23 protein-coding genes and 1 pseudogene are annotated in these 18,582 nt (G+C 55.1%); 9 read left to right on the top strand and 15 right to left on the bottom strand.

The window, feature by feature from the left end:
- Positions 1-19: 19 nt before the first annotated feature.
- A complete protein-coding gene (locus tag BF95_RS03675) occupies positions 20-739 on the bottom strand; it encodes a DUF4230 domain-containing protein (RefSeq protein ID WP_043149455.1) in 720 nt (239 codons plus the stop codon).
- Entirely contained in the window at positions 724-1,599 is an 876-nt protein-coding gene (locus tag BF95_RS03670) for an MBL fold metallo-hydrolase (RefSeq protein WP_043149454.1), read from the bottom strand. The genes BF95_RS03675 and BF95_RS03670 overlap by 16 nt, the downstream gene beginning before the upstream one ends.
- Positions 1,600-1,820: 221 nt before the next feature.
- On the opposite strand from BF95_RS03670, the gene BF95_RS03665 reads away from it, so the two are divergent.
- Positions 1,821-2,714: a tyrosine recombinase XerC gene (locus BF95_RS03665; protein ID WP_043149579.1), complete on the top strand. Its 894-nt coding sequence runs from the start codon at positions 1,821-1,823 to the stop codon at positions 2,712-2,714.
- Positions 2,715-2,721: 7 nt separating this feature from the next.
- Here BF95_RS03665 and BF95_RS03660 read toward each other — a convergent pair whose 3' ends face one another.
- Entirely contained in the window at positions 2,722-3,111 is a 390-nt protein-coding gene (locus tag BF95_RS03660; RefSeq protein ID WP_051519834.1) for a BA14K family protein, read from the bottom strand.
- A gap of 61 nt (positions 3,112-3,172) precedes the next feature.
- Positions 3,173-3,373 (bottom strand): annotated as a pseudogene (locus tag BF95_RS03655) (DedA family protein); the annotation flags it as partial.
- Between the two features lie 58 nt (positions 3,374-3,431).
- On the opposite strand from BF95_RS03655, the gene BF95_RS03650 reads away from it, so the two are divergent.
- The 4 genes from BF95_RS03650 to BF95_RS03630 all read left to right on the top strand — a co-directional run bounded on the left by BF95_RS03650 (position 3,432) and on the right by BF95_RS03630 (position 7,796).
- Positions 3,432-5,240 carry a recombinase family protein gene (locus tag BF95_RS03650; protein ID WP_043149451.1) on the top strand — a complete coding sequence of 603 codons (1,809 nt, stop codon included), beginning with the start codon at positions 3,432-3,434 and terminating at the stop codon, positions 5,238-5,240.
- A 458-nt stretch (positions 5,241-5,698) separates the two neighbouring features.
- Positions 5,699-6,067, top strand: a complete 369-nt coding sequence (locus BF95_RS03640; protein ID WP_043149448.1) for a hypothetical protein — start codon at positions 5,699-5,701, stop codon at positions 6,065-6,067.
- 220 nt (positions 6,068-6,287) lie between these two features.
- Complete coding sequence (locus BF95_RS03635; RefSeq protein ID WP_043149447.1) at positions 6,288-6,785, top strand: hypothetical protein; 498 nt, start codon at positions 6,288-6,290, stop codon at positions 6,783-6,785.
- A gap of 462 nt (positions 6,786-7,247) precedes the next feature.
- Entirely contained in the window at positions 7,248-7,796 is a 549-nt protein-coding gene (locus tag BF95_RS03630; RefSeq protein WP_043149446.1) for a recombinase family protein, read from the top strand.
- Between the two features lie 246 nt (positions 7,797-8,042).
- Here BF95_RS03630 and BF95_RS03625 read toward each other — a convergent pair whose 3' ends face one another.
- Genes BF95_RS03625 through BF95_RS03620 form a run of 3 tightly spaced genes read right to left on the bottom strand, consistent with a single transcriptional unit; the run spans position 8,043 to position 8,885 of the window.
- A complete protein-coding gene (locus tag BF95_RS03625; RefSeq protein WP_161774211.1) occupies positions 8,043-8,429 on the bottom strand; it encodes a hypothetical protein in 387 nt (128 codons plus the stop codon).
- Positions 8,380-8,553, bottom strand: coding sequence for a hypothetical protein (locus BF95_RS27830; protein WP_161774209.1), 174 nt, complete (start codon positions 8,551-8,553; stop codon positions 8,380-8,382). Before BF95_RS27830 ends, BF95_RS03625 begins: the two co-directional genes overlap by 50 nt.
- Entirely contained in the window at positions 8,550-8,885 is a 336-nt protein-coding gene (locus tag BF95_RS03620; protein WP_152542543.1) for a hypothetical protein, read from the bottom strand. The genes BF95_RS27830 and BF95_RS03620 overlap by 4 nt, the downstream gene beginning before the upstream one ends.
- Positions 8,886-8,987: 102 nt before the next feature.
- On the opposite strand from BF95_RS03620, the gene BF95_RS03615 reads away from it, so the two are divergent.
- Positions 8,988-10,496: a KAP family P-loop NTPase fold protein gene (locus tag BF95_RS03615; protein ID WP_043149441.1), complete on the top strand. Its 1,509-nt coding sequence runs from the start codon at positions 8,988-8,990 to the stop codon at positions 10,494-10,496.
- Here the strand turns inward: BF95_RS03615 and BF95_RS03610 are convergent.
- Positions 10,493-10,690: a hypothetical protein gene (locus tag BF95_RS03610; RefSeq protein ID WP_043149440.1), complete on the bottom strand. Its 198-nt coding sequence runs from the start codon at positions 10,688-10,690 to the stop codon at positions 10,493-10,495. The genes BF95_RS03615 and BF95_RS03610 overlap by 4 nt on opposite strands.
- 911 nt (positions 10,691-11,601) lie before the next feature.
- On the opposite strand from BF95_RS03610, the gene BF95_RS03605 reads away from it, so the two are divergent.
- Positions 11,602-11,808 (top strand): hypothetical protein, encoded by a 207-nt coding sequence (locus tag BF95_RS03605; RefSeq protein ID WP_043149438.1) that lies wholly within the window; start codon positions 11,602-11,604, stop codon positions 11,806-11,808.
- A gap of 176 nt (positions 11,809-11,984) precedes the next feature.
- A complete protein-coding gene (locus tag BF95_RS03600) occupies positions 11,985-12,461 on the top strand; it encodes a hypothetical protein (protein WP_152542542.1) in 477 nt (158 codons plus the stop codon).
- Positions 12,462-13,009: 548 nt separating this feature from the next.
- Here the strand turns inward: BF95_RS03600 and BF95_RS03585 are convergent.
- The 7 genes from BF95_RS03585 to BF95_RS03555 form a co-directional block, all read right to left on the bottom strand.
- Positions 13,010-13,276: a hypothetical protein gene (locus BF95_RS03585; protein ID WP_152542541.1), complete on the bottom strand. Its 267-nt coding sequence runs from the start codon at positions 13,274-13,276 to the stop codon at positions 13,010-13,012.
- A 44-nt stretch (positions 13,277-13,320) separates the two neighbouring features.
- Positions 13,321-13,935: a hypothetical protein gene (locus tag BF95_RS03580; RefSeq protein ID WP_043149431.1), complete on the bottom strand. Its 615-nt coding sequence runs from the start codon at positions 13,933-13,935 to the stop codon at positions 13,321-13,323.
- A 649-nt stretch (positions 13,936-14,584) separates the two neighbouring features.
- The gene (locus tag BF95_RS27220) at positions 14,585-14,917 is read right to left on the bottom strand and encodes a hypothetical protein (RefSeq protein WP_152542540.1); all 333 of its coding nucleotides are present in this window, start codon (positions 14,915-14,917) and stop codon (positions 14,585-14,587) included.
- 92 nt (positions 14,918-15,009) lie between these two features.
- Positions 15,010-15,573 (bottom strand): hypothetical protein, encoded by a 564-nt coding sequence (locus BF95_RS03570; RefSeq protein ID WP_043149427.1) that lies wholly within the window; start codon positions 15,571-15,573, stop codon positions 15,010-15,012.
- 54 nt (positions 15,574-15,627) lie between these two features.
- Entirely contained in the window at positions 15,628-16,566 is a 939-nt protein-coding gene (locus tag BF95_RS03565; RefSeq protein WP_152542539.1) for a hypothetical protein, read from the bottom strand.
- 373 nt (positions 16,567-16,939) lie between these two features.
- Positions 16,940-17,272 (bottom strand): endodeoxyribonuclease, encoded by a 333-nt coding sequence (locus BF95_RS03560; protein WP_043149425.1) that lies wholly within the window; start codon positions 17,270-17,272, stop codon positions 16,940-16,942.
- Between the two features lie 103 nt (positions 17,273-17,375).
- Entirely contained in the window at positions 17,376-17,735 is a 360-nt protein-coding gene (locus BF95_RS03555) for a hypothetical protein (protein WP_043149424.1), read from the bottom strand.
- Between the two features lie 330 nt (positions 17,736-18,065).
- Between BF95_RS03555 and BF95_RS03550 the strand changes: the two genes are divergently transcribed.
- The coding region (locus BF95_RS03550) for a phage terminase large subunit (protein WP_200866872.1) at positions 18,066-18,582 on the top strand (517 nt) is incomplete at its 3' end.

Below are 18,582 nucleotides of genomic sequence, written 5' to 3'. Positions count from 1 at the left end.
CCTCGTCCTCACGCGCGCCCTAGCGCTGACGCTGTCGGTTGGCCAGTACCTCGTTGACGGGCGTGGTCACGTCCCACTGTTCCTGGTTGCGCCCGGCCCGTTCGGGCGGAAAGGTCACGATCACCCGCGCATCGCCATAGCCAGCCGCCGCCAGGGGCGCAGCCATCAGCTTGGTCAGCGCCGTGCGGCCATAATCGCGCGCCTGTGCCATGCGTTCGGGTGCCTGCGCCTCCCGCTGGGCGCGGCTCTGCGCATGGGCGGACACGCGGCGGCTCAATTCTTCGCCGGCCTGCCGCGTCACGAACACGCCCTGGGTGCGGACCAGCGTGCGGCGGCTTTCATCGACATTGGGCTTGCCCGGCTTCACGTCGGGCGCATTGACGATCAGCGTGCGGGTCGCCTCGTTCCATTCCAGATCGCCTTCGCCAAGGCCGCCGACATCGACGAAATAATCGACCGAGAAGGGCATTTTGACCACCTGATCGGACTTGAGGAAGCCGAAACCGCGCACATCCTGCGCCGTGCTCTGCACCGTGCCGGACAGTTCGGAGACTTTGAGGCTGCTCACCCCGGCGATCTTAGCCGCGATCACCTTCGTCACGGCGACGCCATCTTCCTCCACCGCGACCACATAGTCACGGTCGTAGCGCTGCCAGCCGATCAGCATCGCCGCGCCGACCAGCAACAGGATGACCGCCGCCGCAATCGGCCCGGCATAGCGTTTCAGCGCATCTGCCATCGGTCCTCCATCGCCGTCACCAACCCACGCTGATCCAGGTCGATCAGATGCGCGAGCACCGATCGCCCGGCGGCGGGATGCAGGCGCGGGTCGACGCCCTTGTACATTTCCAGCACCATGTCCGGGATGAGGCTGTCGCCATTGCGCGCGAGAAAGCGCAAAATCTGCCCCTCGCGCTGCTTGCGATGGCCCATCATGCCGCGCACCAGCCGCTGCGGATTGTCGATAGGGTCGCCATGGGCGGGATAGTAGATCGCATCCTCGCGCTCCAGCAACCGCTGCATCGATCGCATATAGGCCGCCATGTCGCCATCGGGCGGGGAGATCACGCTGGTGGACCAACCCATGACATGATCGCCGGTGAACAATGCGCCTTCCTCGGCCAGCGCGAAGCAGAGATGGTTGGAGGTGTGCCCCGGCGTTGCCACCGCTTCCAATGTCCAACCGGTGCCCGCGACCCGCTCGCCATCCGCCAGCACCCGGTCGGGGCGATAGGCCGCATCGAACGCGGCATCGGCGCGCGGCCCGTCATCCTCCAGCGTCAGCGGCGCGCAGCCGATCACGGGCGCGCCTGTTGCCTCGCTCAGCGGTCGCGCCGCCGGGCTATGATCGCGGTGCGTGTGGGTGCAAAGGATCGCCACGACAGGCCGCCCCGCAACCGCCGCCGTCAGCGCCGCCAGATGATCGGGCGCGTCCGGGCCGGGATCGATCACCGCGACGTCGTTCGATCCCACCACATAGGTCTGGGTGCCGGTAAAGGTGAAGGGCGACGGATTGGGTGCCAACACCCGCGCCACCAGAGGGGATAGCGGCATCTGAACGCCGGTCGGCAGGTCGGCCGGATCGAAAGGAGGTGCCATACCTCCCATGTGCCCATTTCCGGCCAGATTTCAAGGTGGGGGCTGCTCCATCTCCATCCGTTCGGGCTGAGCCTGTCGAAGCCCCCCTTTCTTCCCGAAGAAAAGCCCTTCGACAGGCTCAGGGCGAACGGAGGATGGTTGTGCATTGGCGAAAATTGTTGCGTTTTGGCGAAGTCGATCCCGCATTTCCCATTTTCCCCAACCTGCCCTATCCTTTCCCCATGCCCTCCCCCGACCTCATCGAACACTGGCGTCATCATCTTGCGCTCGACCGCCGCCGATCGACCCATACGGTACGCGCCTATGTTGCGACGGCCGAGCGTTTAGTCGCCTTTCTGGAGGGCCATCATGGCGCGGCGGTGACCGCTGCCAGCCTGGCGCGGATCGACCAGGCGGACCTGCGCGCCTTCCTGACGGTGCGGCGGATGGATGGGATCGGCAATCTGTCGGCGGCGCGCGAACTCTCCGCCGTGCGCGGCTTTCTGCGCTTTACAGGCGGCGAAGATGCCCGCGTACCTCTGCTCAAGGGACCACGGGTCAAGCGCGGCCTGCCCCGCCCCATCTCGCCCGACGAAGCCGTCGCGCTGGCGCAGGACATAGCGGAAACCGCGCGCCTGCCCTGGATCGGCGCGCGCGACTGGGCGGTGCTGCTGCTGCTTTATGGGGCCGGCCTGCGCATTGGCGAGGCCATGGGGCTGACCGGTGCGGCACTGCCGCTCGCCGATACGTTGCGCGTCACCGGCAAGCGCAACAAGACCCGTCAAGTTCCCCTGCTGCCGCAGGTGCGCCAGGCGATCGAGACCTATGTCGACCAATGCCCTTTCCCAATGACCCGCGACGAAGCGCTGTTCCGCGGCGCGCGCGGCGGGCCGCTCTCGCCTGCGCTCATTCGCCGGGCAGTGCAGGGCGCGCGCGGCCGGCTGGGCCTGTCGGACCGCACGACGCCCCATGCGCTGCGCCACAGTTTCGCGACCCATTTGCTGGGGCGCGGCGCGGACCTGCGCAGTTTGCAGGAATTGCTCGGCCATGCCAGCCTGTCATCGACCCAGGTTTATACCCAGGTCGATGCAGCGCATTTGATGGACGTTTATCGCAACGCGCATCCGCGGGCTTGACGCGGCGTCAGAGCGTGCAGGTGCGGTTCACGCCCCGACGCACGACATATTGGTCGGTACGCGAATTATAGCTGCGATAACGCTGCTGGCAGGCGCGCACATGCTGATACCAGTTGCTGCGATTGCCCCAACTGCGCGGCGGGTCAGACGGGCGGCTGCCCCATTTACTGTCCCAATTGCCGTGGCGGCTTTTAGCAACCGATGGTGCCTTGTCGTTTCGGCCAGCACCGGGCGTCCGACGGTCATCCCGTTTTGCGCTACCCTGTTTCTGAGCTCCGCGATCATCGCCTTTCCGCGTCGCATGGCTGCCCGATTGCGGACCCTGCTGGGCCAGAAGGGCGGCAGGCGTGAACACCAGAAAGAGGGCACTCAATAGTGTCGCGGTTTTTATCAACATCAAAACAAACTCCGATAGTCAGCCGGGTTTAGGCGCCTGACCGACGAACGAAGCGCTTTGGCTATCGATCCTCGCAAACAGGCGCCTTGGGCTTCCATGTTGCTAGACGCCACAGATAAAGGATTACCGCCCCAACGACGCAGATTGTCGCGGCCGGGCCGATATATTTGTCGATCTCGCTGAAATTCTTACCCAGTACGAAACCCGCATAGGCCAGGATGATGTTCCAGATCAGCGCCCCGCCGGTCGTCCACAGCAGGAAGCTAGTCCGCGCATCTGTATAGCAAATTCCTAACACTTTAGAAGTTAGGGGAAATGGCATGAAACAGGAACGTATCTTACCGGGCAGCAAGCCCGCATATCTCTACATCAGATACTCGACCCCGCAGCAAGCTGACGGCAGCTCTTACGAGCGCCAAACGAACCCAGCCCGGAAATTCATCGAGGAACAAGGCTGGACGCTGGCTGGCGAACTGCTCGACGCAGGCAAGTCAGGCTTCCATGGGACAAATCGTAAAGAGGGAGGCGCGCTTTACGAATTCGAGGAGAAAGCGAAAGCAGGACATTTCCTGAATGGTGCCGTGCTGGTGGTCGAAAATATCGACCGACTGACGAGACAGGGCGCACGGGCAGCTTTGCGCCTCATATGGGAACTGAACGATTGGGGAGTGGACGTTGCGACGCTCGATGATCAGCGCATCTATCGGCTCGATGACGCAAACGACCTCGCCAATACGGTCACGGGATCGCTTAACGGTGATCGAGGTAAATCCGAAAGTGATCGAAAACGAACCTATGCGCTGTCAAGCTGGGAAGCCAAGTATGCCGCCATCGAAGCAGGGACAACCAAAGCGATAACAAAAATGGTCCCCGCTTGGCTGACCGTCAACCGGCGCAAAGAGTTCATCGTAAACGAAAGGCGCAAGCTGGTCGTCCGTGAGATATTCGATTGGTATAATGCGGGCGATGGTCTTCACACCATCATTCGCCGCCTAAACGATCGTAAAGAACCCACATTCTCAGGCAGAGATAACGCAAAGGGTTGGAGCAAAAGCGCGGTCAACCACATACTGTCTAATCGGTCGGTGCTGGGTGAATTCTATACCCAGAACGGGAAACATATCCCAACACTCTACTATCCACAGATCATCGACCCTGAGACGTTCAAACTCGCAGAAGCTATCCGACTGACGAAGACCAGAATAGGTGTTTCGTCAAAATACATCGGCAATAACCTGTTTGCTGGTATCGCACGTTGTGAGCATTGTGAAGGTGTGATGGGCTTCATACGGACTGGTGGCAACTCCACCTACGTAAACAAAGCCGGTGAAAAGATCGTCTATGACAACCCGGTAAAACCCTACCTGATCTGCGATAACGCCCGCCGCAAAAACGGCTGCGATAACAAACTACATCTGCGCTACGACACGCTCGAAAGCGCAGTGATCGAACGGCTTTTGTGGGCAACAATTCAAGAGACGACATTCGACCCCAAAGCGGAGGCGCTAAAAGCCGATATGAGCGCAGTCGAACATCGCATTGAAATGAACAATATGACGATTGCGAATATCTGGGAGAGCATGGAGAAGGTCAGTAGCAAATCAGGTGCCGAACGCGCCGCCAAATTGGAGGCCGATAACGAGGGCTTGCTTGTTGAACTGGATATCTTGAAAAAGCGGCTTCTCGTTCAAACCGCGCAACCTAGTGCTTTTGATGACCTGGAGGAATTACGGTCCTTAAATGCGGCCTTGAACAGCGAGGATCGCGACACCAGAGTTGAAGCCCGTGTTCGTGCCAATGCTGCCTTCCGACGCCTCATAGATAGCTTGACCGTCTCACGGGATGGTAGTGTGGCCCTGCTCGTGATGGACGTTGCCGTTTGGGAGTTTGATCGCATGGGCAAAGTGATCGGCGGACAAGCCTCTAGGGAGCGCAAACAACCACTAGCCTGCGCTCCCACTAGCCTACAGAGCCGCGCGAGCAGCAATAGCAGTATCGACCAGCTTGACATCCGCCCCACGAGCCAGAAGGGTCGCACGGGTATCTTCGACCGACAAGCCGTTGACATCTATGTAGCGACCAACACTCTTCTTCATAGCCGCGAGATCAGCCGGAGGGGCTTTGCCTGATCCCTTAGCCTTCTTTGTTCCCTCACGAAAACGAAGAACCGACGGCATCTGAGGGATTGACGGCCCGCTCAACGCTTCCTCGATCTGATCGTCAAATTCACCAGCTTCCACAGCAGAGATCAACTTAGCCGCGAACGCAGGGAACTTGCCGGCTTTGACACCGAAATAATCCTCCCCTTGGGTCTTCACATAAATGCGCTGGTCGTCGAGCGTTGGCATGTAGCGAATGAGGTCGTGGTAGCCGCGTTCAAAATCCTTAGCACCCGGCCCTGCCTTCTCACCAGCGACGTGCTTGATCGCCCGTTCGATCCGCTTGATGAACTTCTTACGGCCAGCATCGACGTTGAAGGGGGCCACATCGAAGAGCGCATCCTCTTCCGGGGAGACTTCGAACTCGGAAAAATCAACAGGCATAACGACCTCCACAACATGTCATCTGATGGTTCTGTAAATACCTGATGACCCAGAACCTCAAGAAAGTCCAGAGCGACAATCCCCTACCCCTACTGATCCTCAAGATGTCTGACTGGATCGACATCAAACCCTCCTCGACATTCGACACGTTAAAGCTCGTAATACAAGCCACAGACGATGAAGATGACACAGAACGTCTAAGCGACATAATGGACATACTAGTAGAGCATAAGAGCGGATACGAGTGGAAGTTCCTAGATAGAGAACTTGATGACCCAGACATGACAAAAGTGGTCACACGACATCTACGAGACGAAGTATCGTCTGGCAACATAAAGGCTTATCGACACATAGCGGCTATCTACGTGTGTGACTTAAAGCTGAAAGATGCGCTGAGAGATATCCTTCATTAGACCTATAAGCCGTTAAAGCACGACAGACGCAGCACAATAGCATGAGAACCGTCAGAAAACGGCATTAATGCTGACTACCACTGGGTGCCAAGAAAGAGGCAAAGAGCCAAGAGATAACCCACATGTGGGTAAATAGCCGTATGGAGAAGCAGACGACAACGGGAGAAACAATGGCGAAAACACCAAAACCGAATGGTGCGAAAGCCTTAGTGTGAATGCGATGACGGCCGGTAGAGAGATACAGGCTAAGGCTAAACGCACAAGGAAGCAGCCATATAAGCGAACTGAGAAACTGACCGAAGAGATTTGGGCTAGGCTTGCTGCCGGTTATTCACTCATTGAGATATGCGAAGACCCCAAGATGCCCGGTCGTGGCACGATATCCAAGTGGATGGCCGCCGATCCAGAGTTCGAGAAGTTCATAGACGATGCCTACAAATGGAAGGCGCGCTATTTCGGTGAAGCCATCGAGAATATCGCATCAGGGGGCAGTCTCAGCACGGGTGACATTCGCCGTGATGAACTGAAGGTCAAGGCGCTCATGTGGCTTGCCGGAAAATACAACCGCAAGGTCTTTGGTGACAGCCAGCAGATAGAGGTCACGGACACTAGGCCGGTCATCAACCTGCCTGCTCAGTTTCAGGGGTTCGGCTTGCCAGTGATTGAGGGTGAGATAAGCGATGTGGAGCCGGAGGGTAAGGACGAAGACAAACTCTAGCATCGAGAAGTTAGCCGGGAAATCAATAGCTTGTGGAATATCAGTTACTTAATTTGACGGCAGGTATGAAGTATCGAAATCGTATTGGACTCTCAGGGTAAAGCTGGCATCCTTGTAAAGCCAATCGACTCGATAAATTGGGAGGCAACAATGAATGAGAGCTTTGATCGCTCCTACTACGAAGCCCGTCTCGCTAAGTCTTTGGAAATGGCATCTTCTGCTACGATGCCGTCTGTGCGTGACATTCACCTCAGCCACGCAAAGCAGTATGAAGCCGTGCTGAATCAACCCCATCTGGCGCGAAGGGCAGTTCCTTCCGGCCTCGTGCGCTCGGCTTAGCTGTAGCGACAGACTAAACCCTGAGGCTACACCTGCGTATGACAGGCTGAGTGTCACATATAGGTTGCTCTCCCAGTCATGTGACAACATACCCTTGGGGTCTAGAACCTGAGGTGACACATCATGCTTGTCGGCTATGCCCGCGTATCCACTACTGACCAAGACCTGACCATACAGCTTGAACGCCTCGCCTCCCAAGGGTGTGAGCGCGTGTTCAGTGAAAAGAGGTCAGGCACAACTGCTGATCGTCCAGAGCTACAGAACTGTTTGGACTTTGTGCGTGAGGGCGACGTTCTGCTCGTCACCCGGCTTGACCGCTTCGCTCGGTCGATGGTCGATCTCCATAACATGCTCTCCCGGCTAGCCAGTCGCGGTGTGGGCTTTCGATGCGTCGATCAGGCTGGCGTCGATACCACTACCCCACACGGCAAGCTCATGCTGGGTGTCCTCGGCAGTGTCGCGGAGTTCGAAACTGGACTGCGCGCAGAGCGTCAACGAGAGGGCATCGACAAAGCGAAGTCCGCTGGCGCGTATAAGGGCGGAAAGACCCGCATTGACGCCCATCGGGTAAGGACGATGCTATTGGAGGGGATGAACCCCAGCGTGGTAGCCCGAACGATGGGTATCTCTCGGCAGTCCGTTTATCGGTTGATGCCCTCAGACGACCTATAAGCACCGCGGCCCCGTAGAGCTAACCTACTGCCCCGCCGATCCCGATGGTCTGCGAGCGGGCTTCTACGGGCATCAGTGATAGCAAGGGGGGCAAGCGGTCGGACCCTTGGGGGTGTATATCGACCTGCTGCTGAGGCGCTACATGGGTAAGAAACTAAATTCCTCAGTTCTAGAAACCAATCTGCTGACCAGATTTTTATTCCTACGTTTTAGAAACCAACCGTCTCTGAGATATTTTTCAGTCGCCTATTCATCGACCGTTACTGCCTGCCGCGCTTTGAAGTTACCTGATATTTTCGCAAACGATATCGCTTTGGGATCAGTGAACTCCACATACCAAACAGTGCCAAACGCATCTCTCGATGTCGTGAAGGAATATCCATTTGCCGTGGCCCATTGCTTTTCTGCCGAGTAGGGCATTACCCCTTCAATGAACAGTTCAATCATTGCTCCTGCGACGGATACCGTCTCGTTGTAAGAGCGAAACCCATCGGTATCATCATTTTTCAATTCATCGGCGACGACATAGATAGCATCCATAAAACCGACTATCAGGTCGCCATTTCGTCCACCTAGATTGACCTCATAGCGTCCGGGTTCTTTTTGTAGGCGCGAGATCGACATCAAAGCCACCTTCGTTCTGCTTGGCTGCTTCTACCTTGATCCAGTGAGAGTTAAACTCTGCCAAAAGCCCCTGTTTGACAAGAGCGGGTAAGGTCGCCTGTTTGACGATCTTTTGAACTTCTTTGTCGATCATGCCGCTTCGCCGTCCCCGTATTTCCGCTCGAAAGGCAACTCGGTACTGATGATCGTATCTGCGGGGAGTTCCGTGACTGTCATATTGGCTTCTGCCATGATCCCCAGCATCATACCGCGCAGGTTTTCCGCCATCTTGATCGTCTTCACGTCGCTATCAAGGTCAGGCCGCGCTCTCGTCGCCTCGACTTGAGTTTTCATCTGGAGCCGAGCCGCCCTCAAGATGAGGTCTTGAAAAACGGCTGCCGCGATTTCAGGGTTGAACTCGCCTTTGCGTTCCGGCGCGATATCTTTGAGATCGACGTTGATCTGGATATTGAATTTGCTCGACAAAACCATGGCCCCGTAATGAAATGTATTGCCGGATTAATGTGTCGACGGTTAACAGAGCGTATAGTTTGGCCGAAAATCCAAACTCGGAAATGAGGTGGCAAGATGCGGAATTTGGATCAAATCTGGGAAGGCGATAAGCTAGATCGCCGATCCGAAGCTCGCCTGCTCGAACGATTTTTGCTGAACGAGACCGACACTTTAAAGCGATTAGGTCGGTCCCAGTCATTCGTATTAGCCCTCGACGCCCAATACGGTGAAGGGAAAAGCTGGTTTCTCGACCGTTTTGCGAAGCAGTTGGCGATCAATCATCCTGTCGCATTCGTTGACGCTTGGATTGACGACGCCAACAATGAACCTCTCGTATCCATTATGTCGGCTCTTGATGAGGCTCTTCAACCATTTCTGAAGTCTGAAAAGGTCAAGAACAGACTTGGTGATCTGACACGGGCCGCCCTCCCCATTCTCGGCAAAGCTGCCATATCGGCTGGTGGCAGATTAGCTGCCCGTTACATTGGTGATCAAATTGGTAAGGAAGCAAAAGCTGCGATTGATGCTGCGAGAACCAAACGAAATGAGGAAGTAATAGAAGCGGGATTCGATAAGCTGACCGAAGAGGTAAGCGAAGTAGTAGATAGCGCTGGAAAAGCCCTTCTTGAGCAATATCGTGTTCGCCAGAATTCTCGCAGGTCGTTCAAAGATAGTCTCGAAAAACTAGCAGCATCTATTGAGAAATCTGATGTTGACCCTCGCCAGGCACCGATATTTGTCGTGGTCGATGAACTTGATCGCTGCCGTCCTGATTACGCCATAGCCCTGCTAGAAAGCATTAAGCACCTTTTTGATGTTCCCGGCGTGGTGTTCGTCATCGCCCTTCATGGACGGCAACTCACGGCCAGCATTGAAGCAGTATATGGTGCTAAATTCGATGCCACCGCATACCTTCGCAGGTTTTTTACTAGACACTATGAACTGAGGCGGCTGTCGATTTCGGAACTGGTCATTGGCCTATTTGGCGACATACCTCCAAGTGAGGTTAAGTTCAGTTTCCCTGACGTTGAAGTCGATGGCAAGCACGTGATTTTGACACCAGAGCAGGCCACTGGGCTATTGCTGTCCGAATGGAGGGCTACGCCGAGAGAGGCGCAGGCTGTAGTAGATGCGTTACGACTTTTTATCTCAAATTGGGATCACGGTCGAGTTCCTATTGAACTTCCCCTCCTTCTCGCCCTCCTTTTGAATCTCGTCAGAGGCAACGAGCTTGAACCGCATGTTGATACCCTAGGCCCACCTGAATTGCGCTTCTTAATGTATGACAGCGACGGGGAAGGGAATGTGACCAAGCATACATCCACTGAGCTATTCCCAATTTATCAGCGTGGGTTTAAGAACTCGCTTGACCAGATATCCCGTAACAATGAAGATCACGGCTTATACGGTTACATGACGCGTACTCTGGGAGACGAGTATCAAGTTCGCTTCAATCGCAGCCATCGTATCGGATCGACAGAACAGCTACCAACGTGGTCGGAATACCGTAACCGCGTGAGGGAGTTAATGAGATTTGTTGAGGTGGTGGATCAAGACGGAAATAGGGAATCTGTGTCACTCTAGCAAAGCATGAGAACATAGCGCTCTGCTTCGATCACGACACCCTCGCATTCAAACTCAATGACATCATCGAACTTGCGGTAGAAGAGCGCGAGGTCATTGAACTGGAAACTGCCCTCTTGCGATCTCCAATGATCTGCGTCGAGTTCAACAAAGCGGGTCAGGTCATCTACGAGATCATCTAGGGCAACAAACATAGCACTTACTCCATCAAGTTCGTGCCGCTCTATCAATAGCCATCTGACTGCCGCGTCATCCACTCATTGATCTTCTGGTGACTTTTCTGGCTTTGCCTTTCTGTGGTATTGCCCTTTGGGTTCAGTCATTGCTCGATCCATCGTCCAACCCAGACGAAATATGCGACCTAAGAGACAACAGCGCGATATACCGGCTTGCTCTGCCCATTCACTGACATGCCGTGTCTCACCCTTCCACTCCACGTAGTGCTTCTTGGGATATCCACGACTGACCGAACGCGGCTGTCCACCCAGTGCCTCATCTAGTGTCCATCCGTAAGTTGACAGTCGATGCCCTAGAGCCGTCTCGCCAATGCCCAGATGCTTTGCCCAGTCCCTCAAACTGCGGGTCACTCCCTTGTATGTGATGGGAGGTCGATTGGGCCTATTGGGTTTCGTTCTAGGTGGTTGACGCAGCATGATCTGTTGACGGGTCATCCAAGCGCAATTGGAGGGGTTATATCCCAGCTTGCTATCAAGGCGGCCAAGTTCATGCTTGGGGCTAGGACGCTTGCCCATATCCGTGAGAAATGTCGCAAAGTCATCTGCCCACTCGTTACAGATCGTGATGCCCTGACCGCCATACTTGGGATAGAACGGGTTATTAGTGCTCAGGCAGCGATGACGCGCGTTGTTCCAAGCCTGCCATTCCGGTTTGTTATCTCGGCATACGCCATTCACTGTTCTCGCCACTGCTACTCCTATGGGCCGCTATCCAGCCTCTTTTTATGTTTCTCATATTTATAGAACTGCCCATCCACTGCCTTCGACTGTCAAGTTCAGAAAGGCGCTCTAGGCGTCATTGATTGGATGACTGCCTAGTTGAATGGCAGCACTGTGATTGTGCGAACAACGCAGAAGGAGTTTAGAGAATGGCAAACATGAGCTACTGTAAGTGGGAAAACACCGCACAGGACATGAACCAGTGTATCGGTTCGATGGAGGATGATGTAGAGGCGTTCGACGCGCTCTCTGAGCATGAGCAAGAGGGTATGTTGTCTTGCTTGCGCACCGCTGCGCTAATGCTTGAAGGGGCAACGCCCGAATTGCTTGAACGGGCTGGCCTACCCTCAAACTGAAAAAGGAATGGACCGGCTTGTCGGTCCATTCCCATGAGTGGTCCAGTGCCGGAATTACTGTTTCAGAATTCCTCATTGTCAGTCGCTTATAAGGATGACTGTTAGGGCCAACGACTTTATGCCGTGGTTCCATCCACAGGGAGGAAATAATGAAGAAGTATATTGCGGCGGCGCTCTTGATGGGCATCGCAACTCAGGCCAACGCGGAACCGGTTTGGAAGAACATCGAATTCGGCATGACCCGCGCACAAGTTGAAGCCTTGTATCCCAAGGGCAAAGGCGTAAGCCATCAGCCCAAGAATATCGAAATCAGCGACATTCAGATCACCGAGAAATGTGCCGCCGAAGCGAATATCCGGTTCGATGATGCCGGGCTGGTTCGGGAAGTCATGATCGCTGGGAACCCCTCAATGGGTGGCCGCTGCTCCAATGATGTCCTGACCTCGCTGTCTGCCAAGTATGGCCAGCCCGCAAATTGGGATAGCAGTGGCGGCAGCATATTGGCTCGTCAGGGCAAGGTCGCCGTATGGGGTCGCCCCGATGGTGTGTCGATGCGTTTTAAGAAGTTCGAGAACGGCGCGTTCGGCGGCGGCGGTCTGGGCAAGTCCAGTTGGGAACTCAGCTACACCAAGGCGGACGCAATCTCGCTATAAAGGAAAATGGCCCGGAAGCATCGTTCCGGGCCATTTTCATGGGCGTCATATTAGAAAGCGCACGTCATCATCGCATCGCTTCCTTGGCTGTCGATAAGATACGATGCTGGAGAACTTAGACATGAGGGATAGCGTCAAGATCGCGCTTATTTTCGCTGGTGCGATCATATTCATATTCGGTGTTCACCTATATTTTTCGCCTTATCAATCGTGCGTTCGTGCGGGCTTTGAGGAAATAGAAAGTGCGGACAATGCGGCGGAATATGCTGATCCTCGGATCTGGTGCTCTCGAAATTCGAGATGAGTGACAGCCCGCAAATTAATAAAGGAATGGACCGAAAAGCCGGTCTATTCCCCTGAGCGTCATATTGGAAAGCGCTCATCGTCATCGTCGTCGTACCTGGCCAGCGTGACGAGCCGCATCTGTATGCTCGACCTGGCCCTGCCCATCTGATTGGCGATTTGGGCCAAGGACAGCCCCGCTACACGCAATTTCTCCAACTGGGCATCCTCGGTCTCGGTAAAGCGTCGGCGTGGCTTCGCGGGCTTCATGCTGCGAACCTCACCACGCCCTTGAAGCGGTCGTTTGTCTGCTGATCCATGGAAACGGCGGTGTAGTCTGACCCGTCATAGACATGCGCGCAAACTGGTTTCGCGCCGTCCCATTCCAGAATGACCGCCGTGCTGGAACGGATCGGCGACTTATATCCGTTGGTGTCATCGGCTGCGAAAAGGCCGCTCATTGTCGAACGCGCAGCAATCCCCTCAGAATTTCGTTCAACGGGCAAGATCGTGTTTGCGACCTCGCCCGCCATGATTGCGCGCCATGACCTGCTGTCCTCTGTATCTGGGATGCGATCTAGCGCGCTATGGAAGTCTGAGAAAATGAGGCTGAACTTCTGGCCAGCAATGTCGAGATTGCCGGTTGCCTGATCTTGCCTGCCTTCTCCTTGACCCAGATCGTGAGTGCGTCCTGCATCCGTGGCGCTTTCCCAGTGGCCACCGGCGCGGGCGCTGTTTCGACCAGTTCCTCAGTTGGCGCTTCGTCCTGAGCCTTGATCCACGCGACAAGTTGCTGGCGCTGCGCCGCTGTCGCTTTGGTGAGGAAGCCCCTCACAACCGCGCTGTCGTCGTCGGAGAAGCCATGTAGGGCAAAGTCGGCATCATGCGTCTCAGAAGACTGTGGCTGGCCGTATAGGGCTTCGAAGGGAGCGATTGTCCCCCAACCCATCTTACGGGCATATTTGCGCTGATTTTTGGTGATGCTGATCGGGCCTTCAAAAGCGAAGTCACTGGGGCCGACCCTGATTGCGATGTTCTGGACGAGGCTGGTAGCAAGGGTGCCGCCGATGCTTTTACCTGCCATCAAGTCCTTCACGACACGCGCCATGACGTTGTAGGTCATCTTGTCCGGCACCTTGCCGTATTCGCCGCCGATGGTGGCGAGGACCGCATTGATCTTTTTGAACCACATAATTTAAATCTCCATATACGAAAGAACCCGCTGTCCGGGTTCGCATTGGACAGCGGGTTCAAGTTCTTTCGCGTTGGAGCGAAGCATTCAGGATTCCACTGCCGAAGCGGCAGCTTGCGAACCCTGCCTATGCTTCATACCTATTTATCAAATACTGTAATAACAGCCCTGATAAGGCCGCGTCATTATTCAGGGTGTGAAAAAGGGATGAAAGTGACAGAGATTTTTCATCCCTGTTTCATCCCGTTTTCATCCCTGTTTCATCCCGTTTTCATCCCGTTTTCACACTCTAGACCCTTGTAAGTCGCTCTGAGAGCGCGCCTCAGAGACGCAATGAAATGAATGGAAATGAAATGAAATCATGAGCGACATGATCTGCTCTGACGAGTTCCATGAAGTCAGGTCGCTCCGCTCTTTCAGTCAGATGTCTCCGACGGCCCAGATGCCTCCGTCGGCCCAGATGTCTGCGACAGCCAGCGCTCCGCTCGTCCCCTTCGCTTCGCTCAGGACAAATGAAGAAGTGGACTGGCTGCGCCGAGGGAGGCCCGCCCTGCCCTGCCCGCACAGCCCCATGGAAGCCCACCCCGACATCTTCGCACTCAAGCTAACCCTGAGATACGGAACTGCTGAGAGGGCTTCCACGGGCGTCCTAGACCCCGCCGAATATCACCTTAAACCGGAGGGCTTCCGTGCGATTTTCGAACGCATAGAGGTCGGTACAGTTGGATGCCGGATCGTCTCGGTCGTCCTCCCAATCAAACATGTTGTCGTCTGACAGGGAGTAAAATGCGTTCGCTGAGATATTGCCCCTCACCACTGCTCTGAAATGAACGTGTTCGGTCGGATCGTCAGACTGGTGCCAGAATACATCAACCCGCCCATCGATATTTTCCTTGATCCAAACCAAAGGATTTTCAGTGTTTTCATCAAGACCCTTAAGGTGGACATGATAGGTGCCGGGTAGCAGATTGCTCTTCTTCATATTCCTACGCCCTTAGGGCCAGGACGACACGCGTCGCCCCGGCTCCGATATTCAAATTGATCATTTGGCCACTCCACATGATGTGGAGTGGATCAGCGTTCGCCGAGCAGCTCTTCGACCACGACAGCGAGGGCTAGTGACCACGGCAGCATCTCGCCGGGGAAAACCTGCTCAATCGGAGGCTTCTCCATGCGCTTGTCGGGCCAGCCTGTCTCACCAGAACCGGGAACGATCCATTCAACAGCTTCCGGCGAGAGCGCCGCGAACTGATCCCACATGGGTTGCTTGCCTCTGGTGATCACCGCGTCGTTGCTGTCGATTTCCTCTTGGGCGTACCGCACCATAGCTTCCGCTTTTTCCAGTCGCTTCCGTAGAACGCCGCGTTTGCCTTTAGCCTTGTCATAGGCCTTCATAGCCCGCCCCAACGCTGCGCCATAGGCGTCCACCTCTTTTGGAACAGGCACCTTCTTAACCGCTTCGGTGTATCGCGGGTTGAATTGCGTTTCTGCGATACTGGAAAGCAAAACACGGTATCGCGCGAACGCATCGACGCTCAGGCTCGATTTCAGCAAGGCGTCATGGCTCTGTCGGACCTTATTGGCACGAGCGAGGTCAAGCAGGGCCAGCAGCCCCGCGTCTTTGTTTTTCGATGTCATGGATATCTCCAAGGGCAAGCTGGGCAGAAATTATCCTGCCCAGCGCCTCAAGCCTTACTGTGCTGCCTGAACGGCGTTGAAGGTGTCAGCACTCGACTGACCGGCTTTGGCGACGACGATCCGCTGGAAGTGAGGATCGTTAGTGCCGTCATTGGCCAAGCCTTGCTCACGGTTCTGTTCCGCGACAGCATCGAGTAGTGCGGCTTCATCCGTGAAAATCGGATTATTGGCCAAATAGGCTTCTTGCTCAAGCACCGCTTCATCCGCGATATGCTTCTCGAAATCCTTGGTGAGGACTTTGGAGATCAGCGCAAAGGCTTTTTTGTCGTCGGCCTGATGGACGCCACGAACGATCCAGACAGATAACTTGGCGTTCCATTCGGCAATCAAGCCGATCATCTGACCGTGCTTCGGTGCCTCGACGCTCTTTAAGCCTTGGACCGTGCCGTCATGTGGGGCGAGCTGCGAAGTCCAGATACGTGCGGCTTCGACCTTTCGGGCTTCGAAATCGAATGTGGGCGATGGAAATTCCTTCGTGTCGAGCGCAGCAAGGCCCGCCAACCACTTTTGCTTTTTCGCTTTGCCATCGAATTCGTAGGTCGCCACGTTGGTAGCGAATTCATCAGATGCCCAACCCAAAAACTGCGCGGCACGAAAATACTTGGAATAGATCCAAGTGCTGTTTTTCGCAGCTACGAGCTTTCCCTTTTTATCCTTGGTGCGGCAAACGAGACGGATCGTGGGCGCAAACGGATTTTCCGTCGCGTCTGGAACCTGAACGCCTTCCTTGACGCACAACTGGGCAAGCAAATCGCGATCATCGACCAGCGCAAGGCAAGTCGCATAAAGTGCGCCGAGCATGGCAAACCGCCGAGTGCGGCTATCATCTGCCCATGTCTTGCTATGCCCCTCCTCGTTGCTCAGATAATCGAGATAGGATTGGTGGGCGGAAGAAACAGCCTGACTTGCCTGTGCGAGATTACAAATACGCATTTGAACATGAACTCCGGCAGATAAGGCTCTGCTAAACCCGAATGTCGGCACTTTTGCCGATCGGTGGCGAGAAACGGAGTTCAACCGTTTAGACTGATGCGATGGAGTGACCGCAAAAAGTCCCGCGAGGCCGCGACGCCATGACTTACAGGTTGTGTAAGTCGGCTGTTTCTTATCTGACGATGTAAAAGAGCGCCGCTGTTTCTGCGGTGAAGGGGCATATGACCTAATAGACCGCCCATGTCAACAGGAAAAATGACGAAATACTGCTGATTTCAAATATCTATGGTTAACACGACAAGATGCCGCGCTGCGTTCTACCAATAGATATCGGCATCGTGCCACTCCACATAATATGGACTGATGCTTTACTCTACTTGGCCGGTCCTTTCCGCCAAGCGATGCCGTGCCGGTCGCACCAATCCCCGTATGTCGTGGCGCTGCCCTTGCTGATTTTCAGGTCGGGGTTCTGAAACCACATTTCCAGATTATAATCGGGGTTCTGCGCCATGACTGCGCGAATGAGCCGCCTGCCATCGGCGTCCCAATAACCCTTCGCTTCCACGATGCGCTTGTCTTCAACATGGACGAAATCCGGCAAATAGGTATGGGTGATCGTGTAGGTCAGCTTCAACGGCTCATAAGCGAATTCCGGGCCAAGCTGGGCAGCGCAGCGCGCCTCATAGGTGTTTCGATATTTGGTCATCGCATATTTACAGGGCCGACAGCGCCCCTCTGATGCCCGTGTCGCGTAGTCACAAAGGAGGGCGCACGTTGGCGCCCTCGTGTAGGTTGGTGGTCTAGCGGGCTTATTTGGCCGCTTTACGCCGCCCCGCATAATTCTCAGCAATGCGATTTAACTGGGTGTCGAAATCTCCCTTCTCGACATCGGCAATGACCGCCTCGATCACTGCGGCAAATTCCTTCTTCTCCATCACGACCTCGCGCTTGCCGGGCAGCAATTCGACGGCCATGTTTCCCATACGAGCGCTGAACTTGATCTTCTCGCCCTTGATATCGAAATGCCGCTTACCGGCCTTCGCGCTATCTTTGAAGAGGGCAAGCTGTGAGCGCAGATTGCCGATAAAGCGTTCGCGGGGTGTGGCCTTGTTCGACGAGGAAAAGTCCGAACCATCTACCGCCTTAACGATCTGCTTCCAGTTGGTCATTTGATCTACTCCAATGTGTAGCAGCACCTCGCTGCCCACACTGTATTGCGTCGTCTGACGCGGCAATCATCCAATTTATCGCCAGACATATCACCTCTTTGATGTTGACAGACTAACAGTCTTTGGAGGCATCCAGAACGACACATTGCTCTCGGTAAATACCCGATGGCAAGAACGACAAAGACCGCGAAGCCCGCGACATCATCCGCACCAGCGGCACCGACATTCACACTGAGAAAGCCTCAAGAGGGTTTGCTCAAACTGCTACAGAGCAACGTCCCGAATGTGCTTGCCGCCGGGTCCAGTCGTGTAGGCAAATCGTGGCTCTACATGATCTATATCTTGCTGCTCTGCGAGGAATATCCGGGTAGCCGCCATGGCGTTTTCCGTCGCAATCGAAATGCCTGCGAACGTAACCTGTTCAAGCTGACGCTATTCCAAGCCATGAATGCCCTTGGGCTATCGGGCTATCTCAGCAAGAGCATCGACAAGTCTGCGCTGTCTGTGACGTTCCCCAACGGCTCTGTGATATCCTTTGGTGGCCTTGATGAACACAACCGAGATCGTGAACTGGGAAGTGAATATCAGTCAATATGGATGAACGAAGTCAGTGAGTTCGAATATCAGGACGTAGAGTTCCTTAGAGGTCGTCTCTATGGCGAGAYACCACCACAAACCACCGGCATACCACTCAAGCATCGTATGCTCTTCGACTGTAACCCAGACACGTTTGATGACTGGGATTACAAGCTGTTCGTGCTGGGCATTCATCCACTCACGAAGGCACCATTACAGCACCCTGAGGATTATGCCTATCATCAGATGATCACTGACGATCAGGGAGTAT

The organism is Sphingobium sp. Ant17 (genome assembly GCF_000588875.1).
Classification (GTDB): Bacteria; Pseudomonadota; Alphaproteobacteria; order Sphingomonadales; family Sphingomonadaceae; genus Sphingobium.
Note: the sequence above shows the minus strand (reverse complement) of the source record. Positions and strands in the feature narration are given on the sequence as shown.

Excerpts from the sequence above, each read along its gene's own strand:
- BF95_RS03580 (WP_043149431.1), bottom strand. The coding sequence starts at position 13,935 with ATGTGGTTCAAAAAGATCAATGCGGTCCTCGCCACCATCGGCGGCGAA.
- BF95_RS27830 (WP_161774209.1), bottom strand. The coding sequence starts at position 8,553 with ATGATCGACAAAGAAGTTCAAAAGATCGTCAAACAGGCGACCTTACCC.
- BF95_RS03640 (WP_043149448.1), top strand. The coding sequence starts at position 5,699 with ATGACCCAGAACCTCAAGAAAGTCCAGAGCGACAATCCCCTACCCCTA.
- BF95_RS03560 (WP_043149425.1), bottom strand. The coding sequence starts at position 17,272 with ATGACCAAATATCGAAACACCTATGAGGCGCGCTGCGCTGCCCAGCTT.
- BF95_RS27220 (WP_152542540.1), bottom strand. The coding sequence starts at position 14,917 with ATGAAGAAGAGCAATCTGCTACCCGGCACCTATCATGTCCACCTTAAG.
- BF95_RS03570 (WP_043149427.1), bottom strand. The coding sequence starts at position 15,573 with ATGACATCGAAAAACAAAGACGCGGGGCTGCTGGCCCTGCTTGACCTC.
- BF95_RS03635 (WP_043149447.1), top strand. The coding sequence starts at position 6,288 with ATGACGGCCGGTAGAGAGATACAGGCTAAGGCTAAACGCACAAGGAAG.
- BF95_RS03630 (WP_043149446.1), top strand. The coding sequence starts at position 7,248 with ATGCTTGTCGGCTATGCCCGCGTATCCACTACTGACCAAGACCTGACC.
- BF95_RS03610 (WP_043149440.1), bottom strand. The coding sequence starts at position 10,690 with ATGTTTGTTGCCCTAGATGATCTCGTAGATGACCTGACCCGCTTTGTT.
- BF95_RS03565 (WP_152542539.1), bottom strand. The coding sequence starts at position 16,566 with ATGCGTATTTGTAATCTCGCACAGGCAAGTCAGGCTGTTTCTTCCGCC.
- BF95_RS03665 (WP_043149579.1), top strand. The coding sequence starts at position 1,821 with ATGCCCTCCCCCGACCTCATCGAACACTGGCGTCATCATCTTGCGCTC.
- BF95_RS03615 (WP_043149441.1), top strand. The coding sequence starts at position 8,988 with ATGCGGAATTTGGATCAAATCTGGGAAGGCGATAAGCTAGATCGCCGA.
- BF95_RS03555 (WP_043149424.1), bottom strand. The coding sequence starts at position 17,735 with ATGACCAACTGGAAGCAGATCGTTAAGGCGGTAGATGGTTCGGACTTT.
- BF95_RS03650 (WP_043149451.1), top strand. The coding sequence starts at position 3,432 with ATGAAACAGGAACGTATCTTACCGGGCAGCAAGCCCGCATATCTCTAC.
- BF95_RS03585 (WP_152542541.1), bottom strand. The coding sequence starts at position 13,276 with ATGGCGGGCGAGGTCGCAAACACGATCTTGCCCGTTGAACGAAATTCT.
- BF95_RS03605 (WP_043149438.1), top strand. The coding sequence starts at position 11,602 with ATGGCAAACATGAGCTACTGTAAGTGGGAAAACACCGCACAGGACATG.
- BF95_RS03675 (WP_043149455.1), bottom strand. The coding sequence starts at position 739 with ATGGCAGATGCGCTGAAACGCTATGCCGGGCCGATTGCGGCGGCGGTC.
- BF95_RS03660 (WP_051519834.1), bottom strand. The coding sequence starts at position 3,111 with ATGTTGATAAAAACCGCGACACTATTGAGTGCCCTCTTTCTGGTGTTC.
- BF95_RS03670 (WP_043149454.1), bottom strand. The coding sequence starts at position 1,599 with ATGGCACCTCCTTTCGATCCGGCCGACCTGCCGACCGGCGTTCAGATG.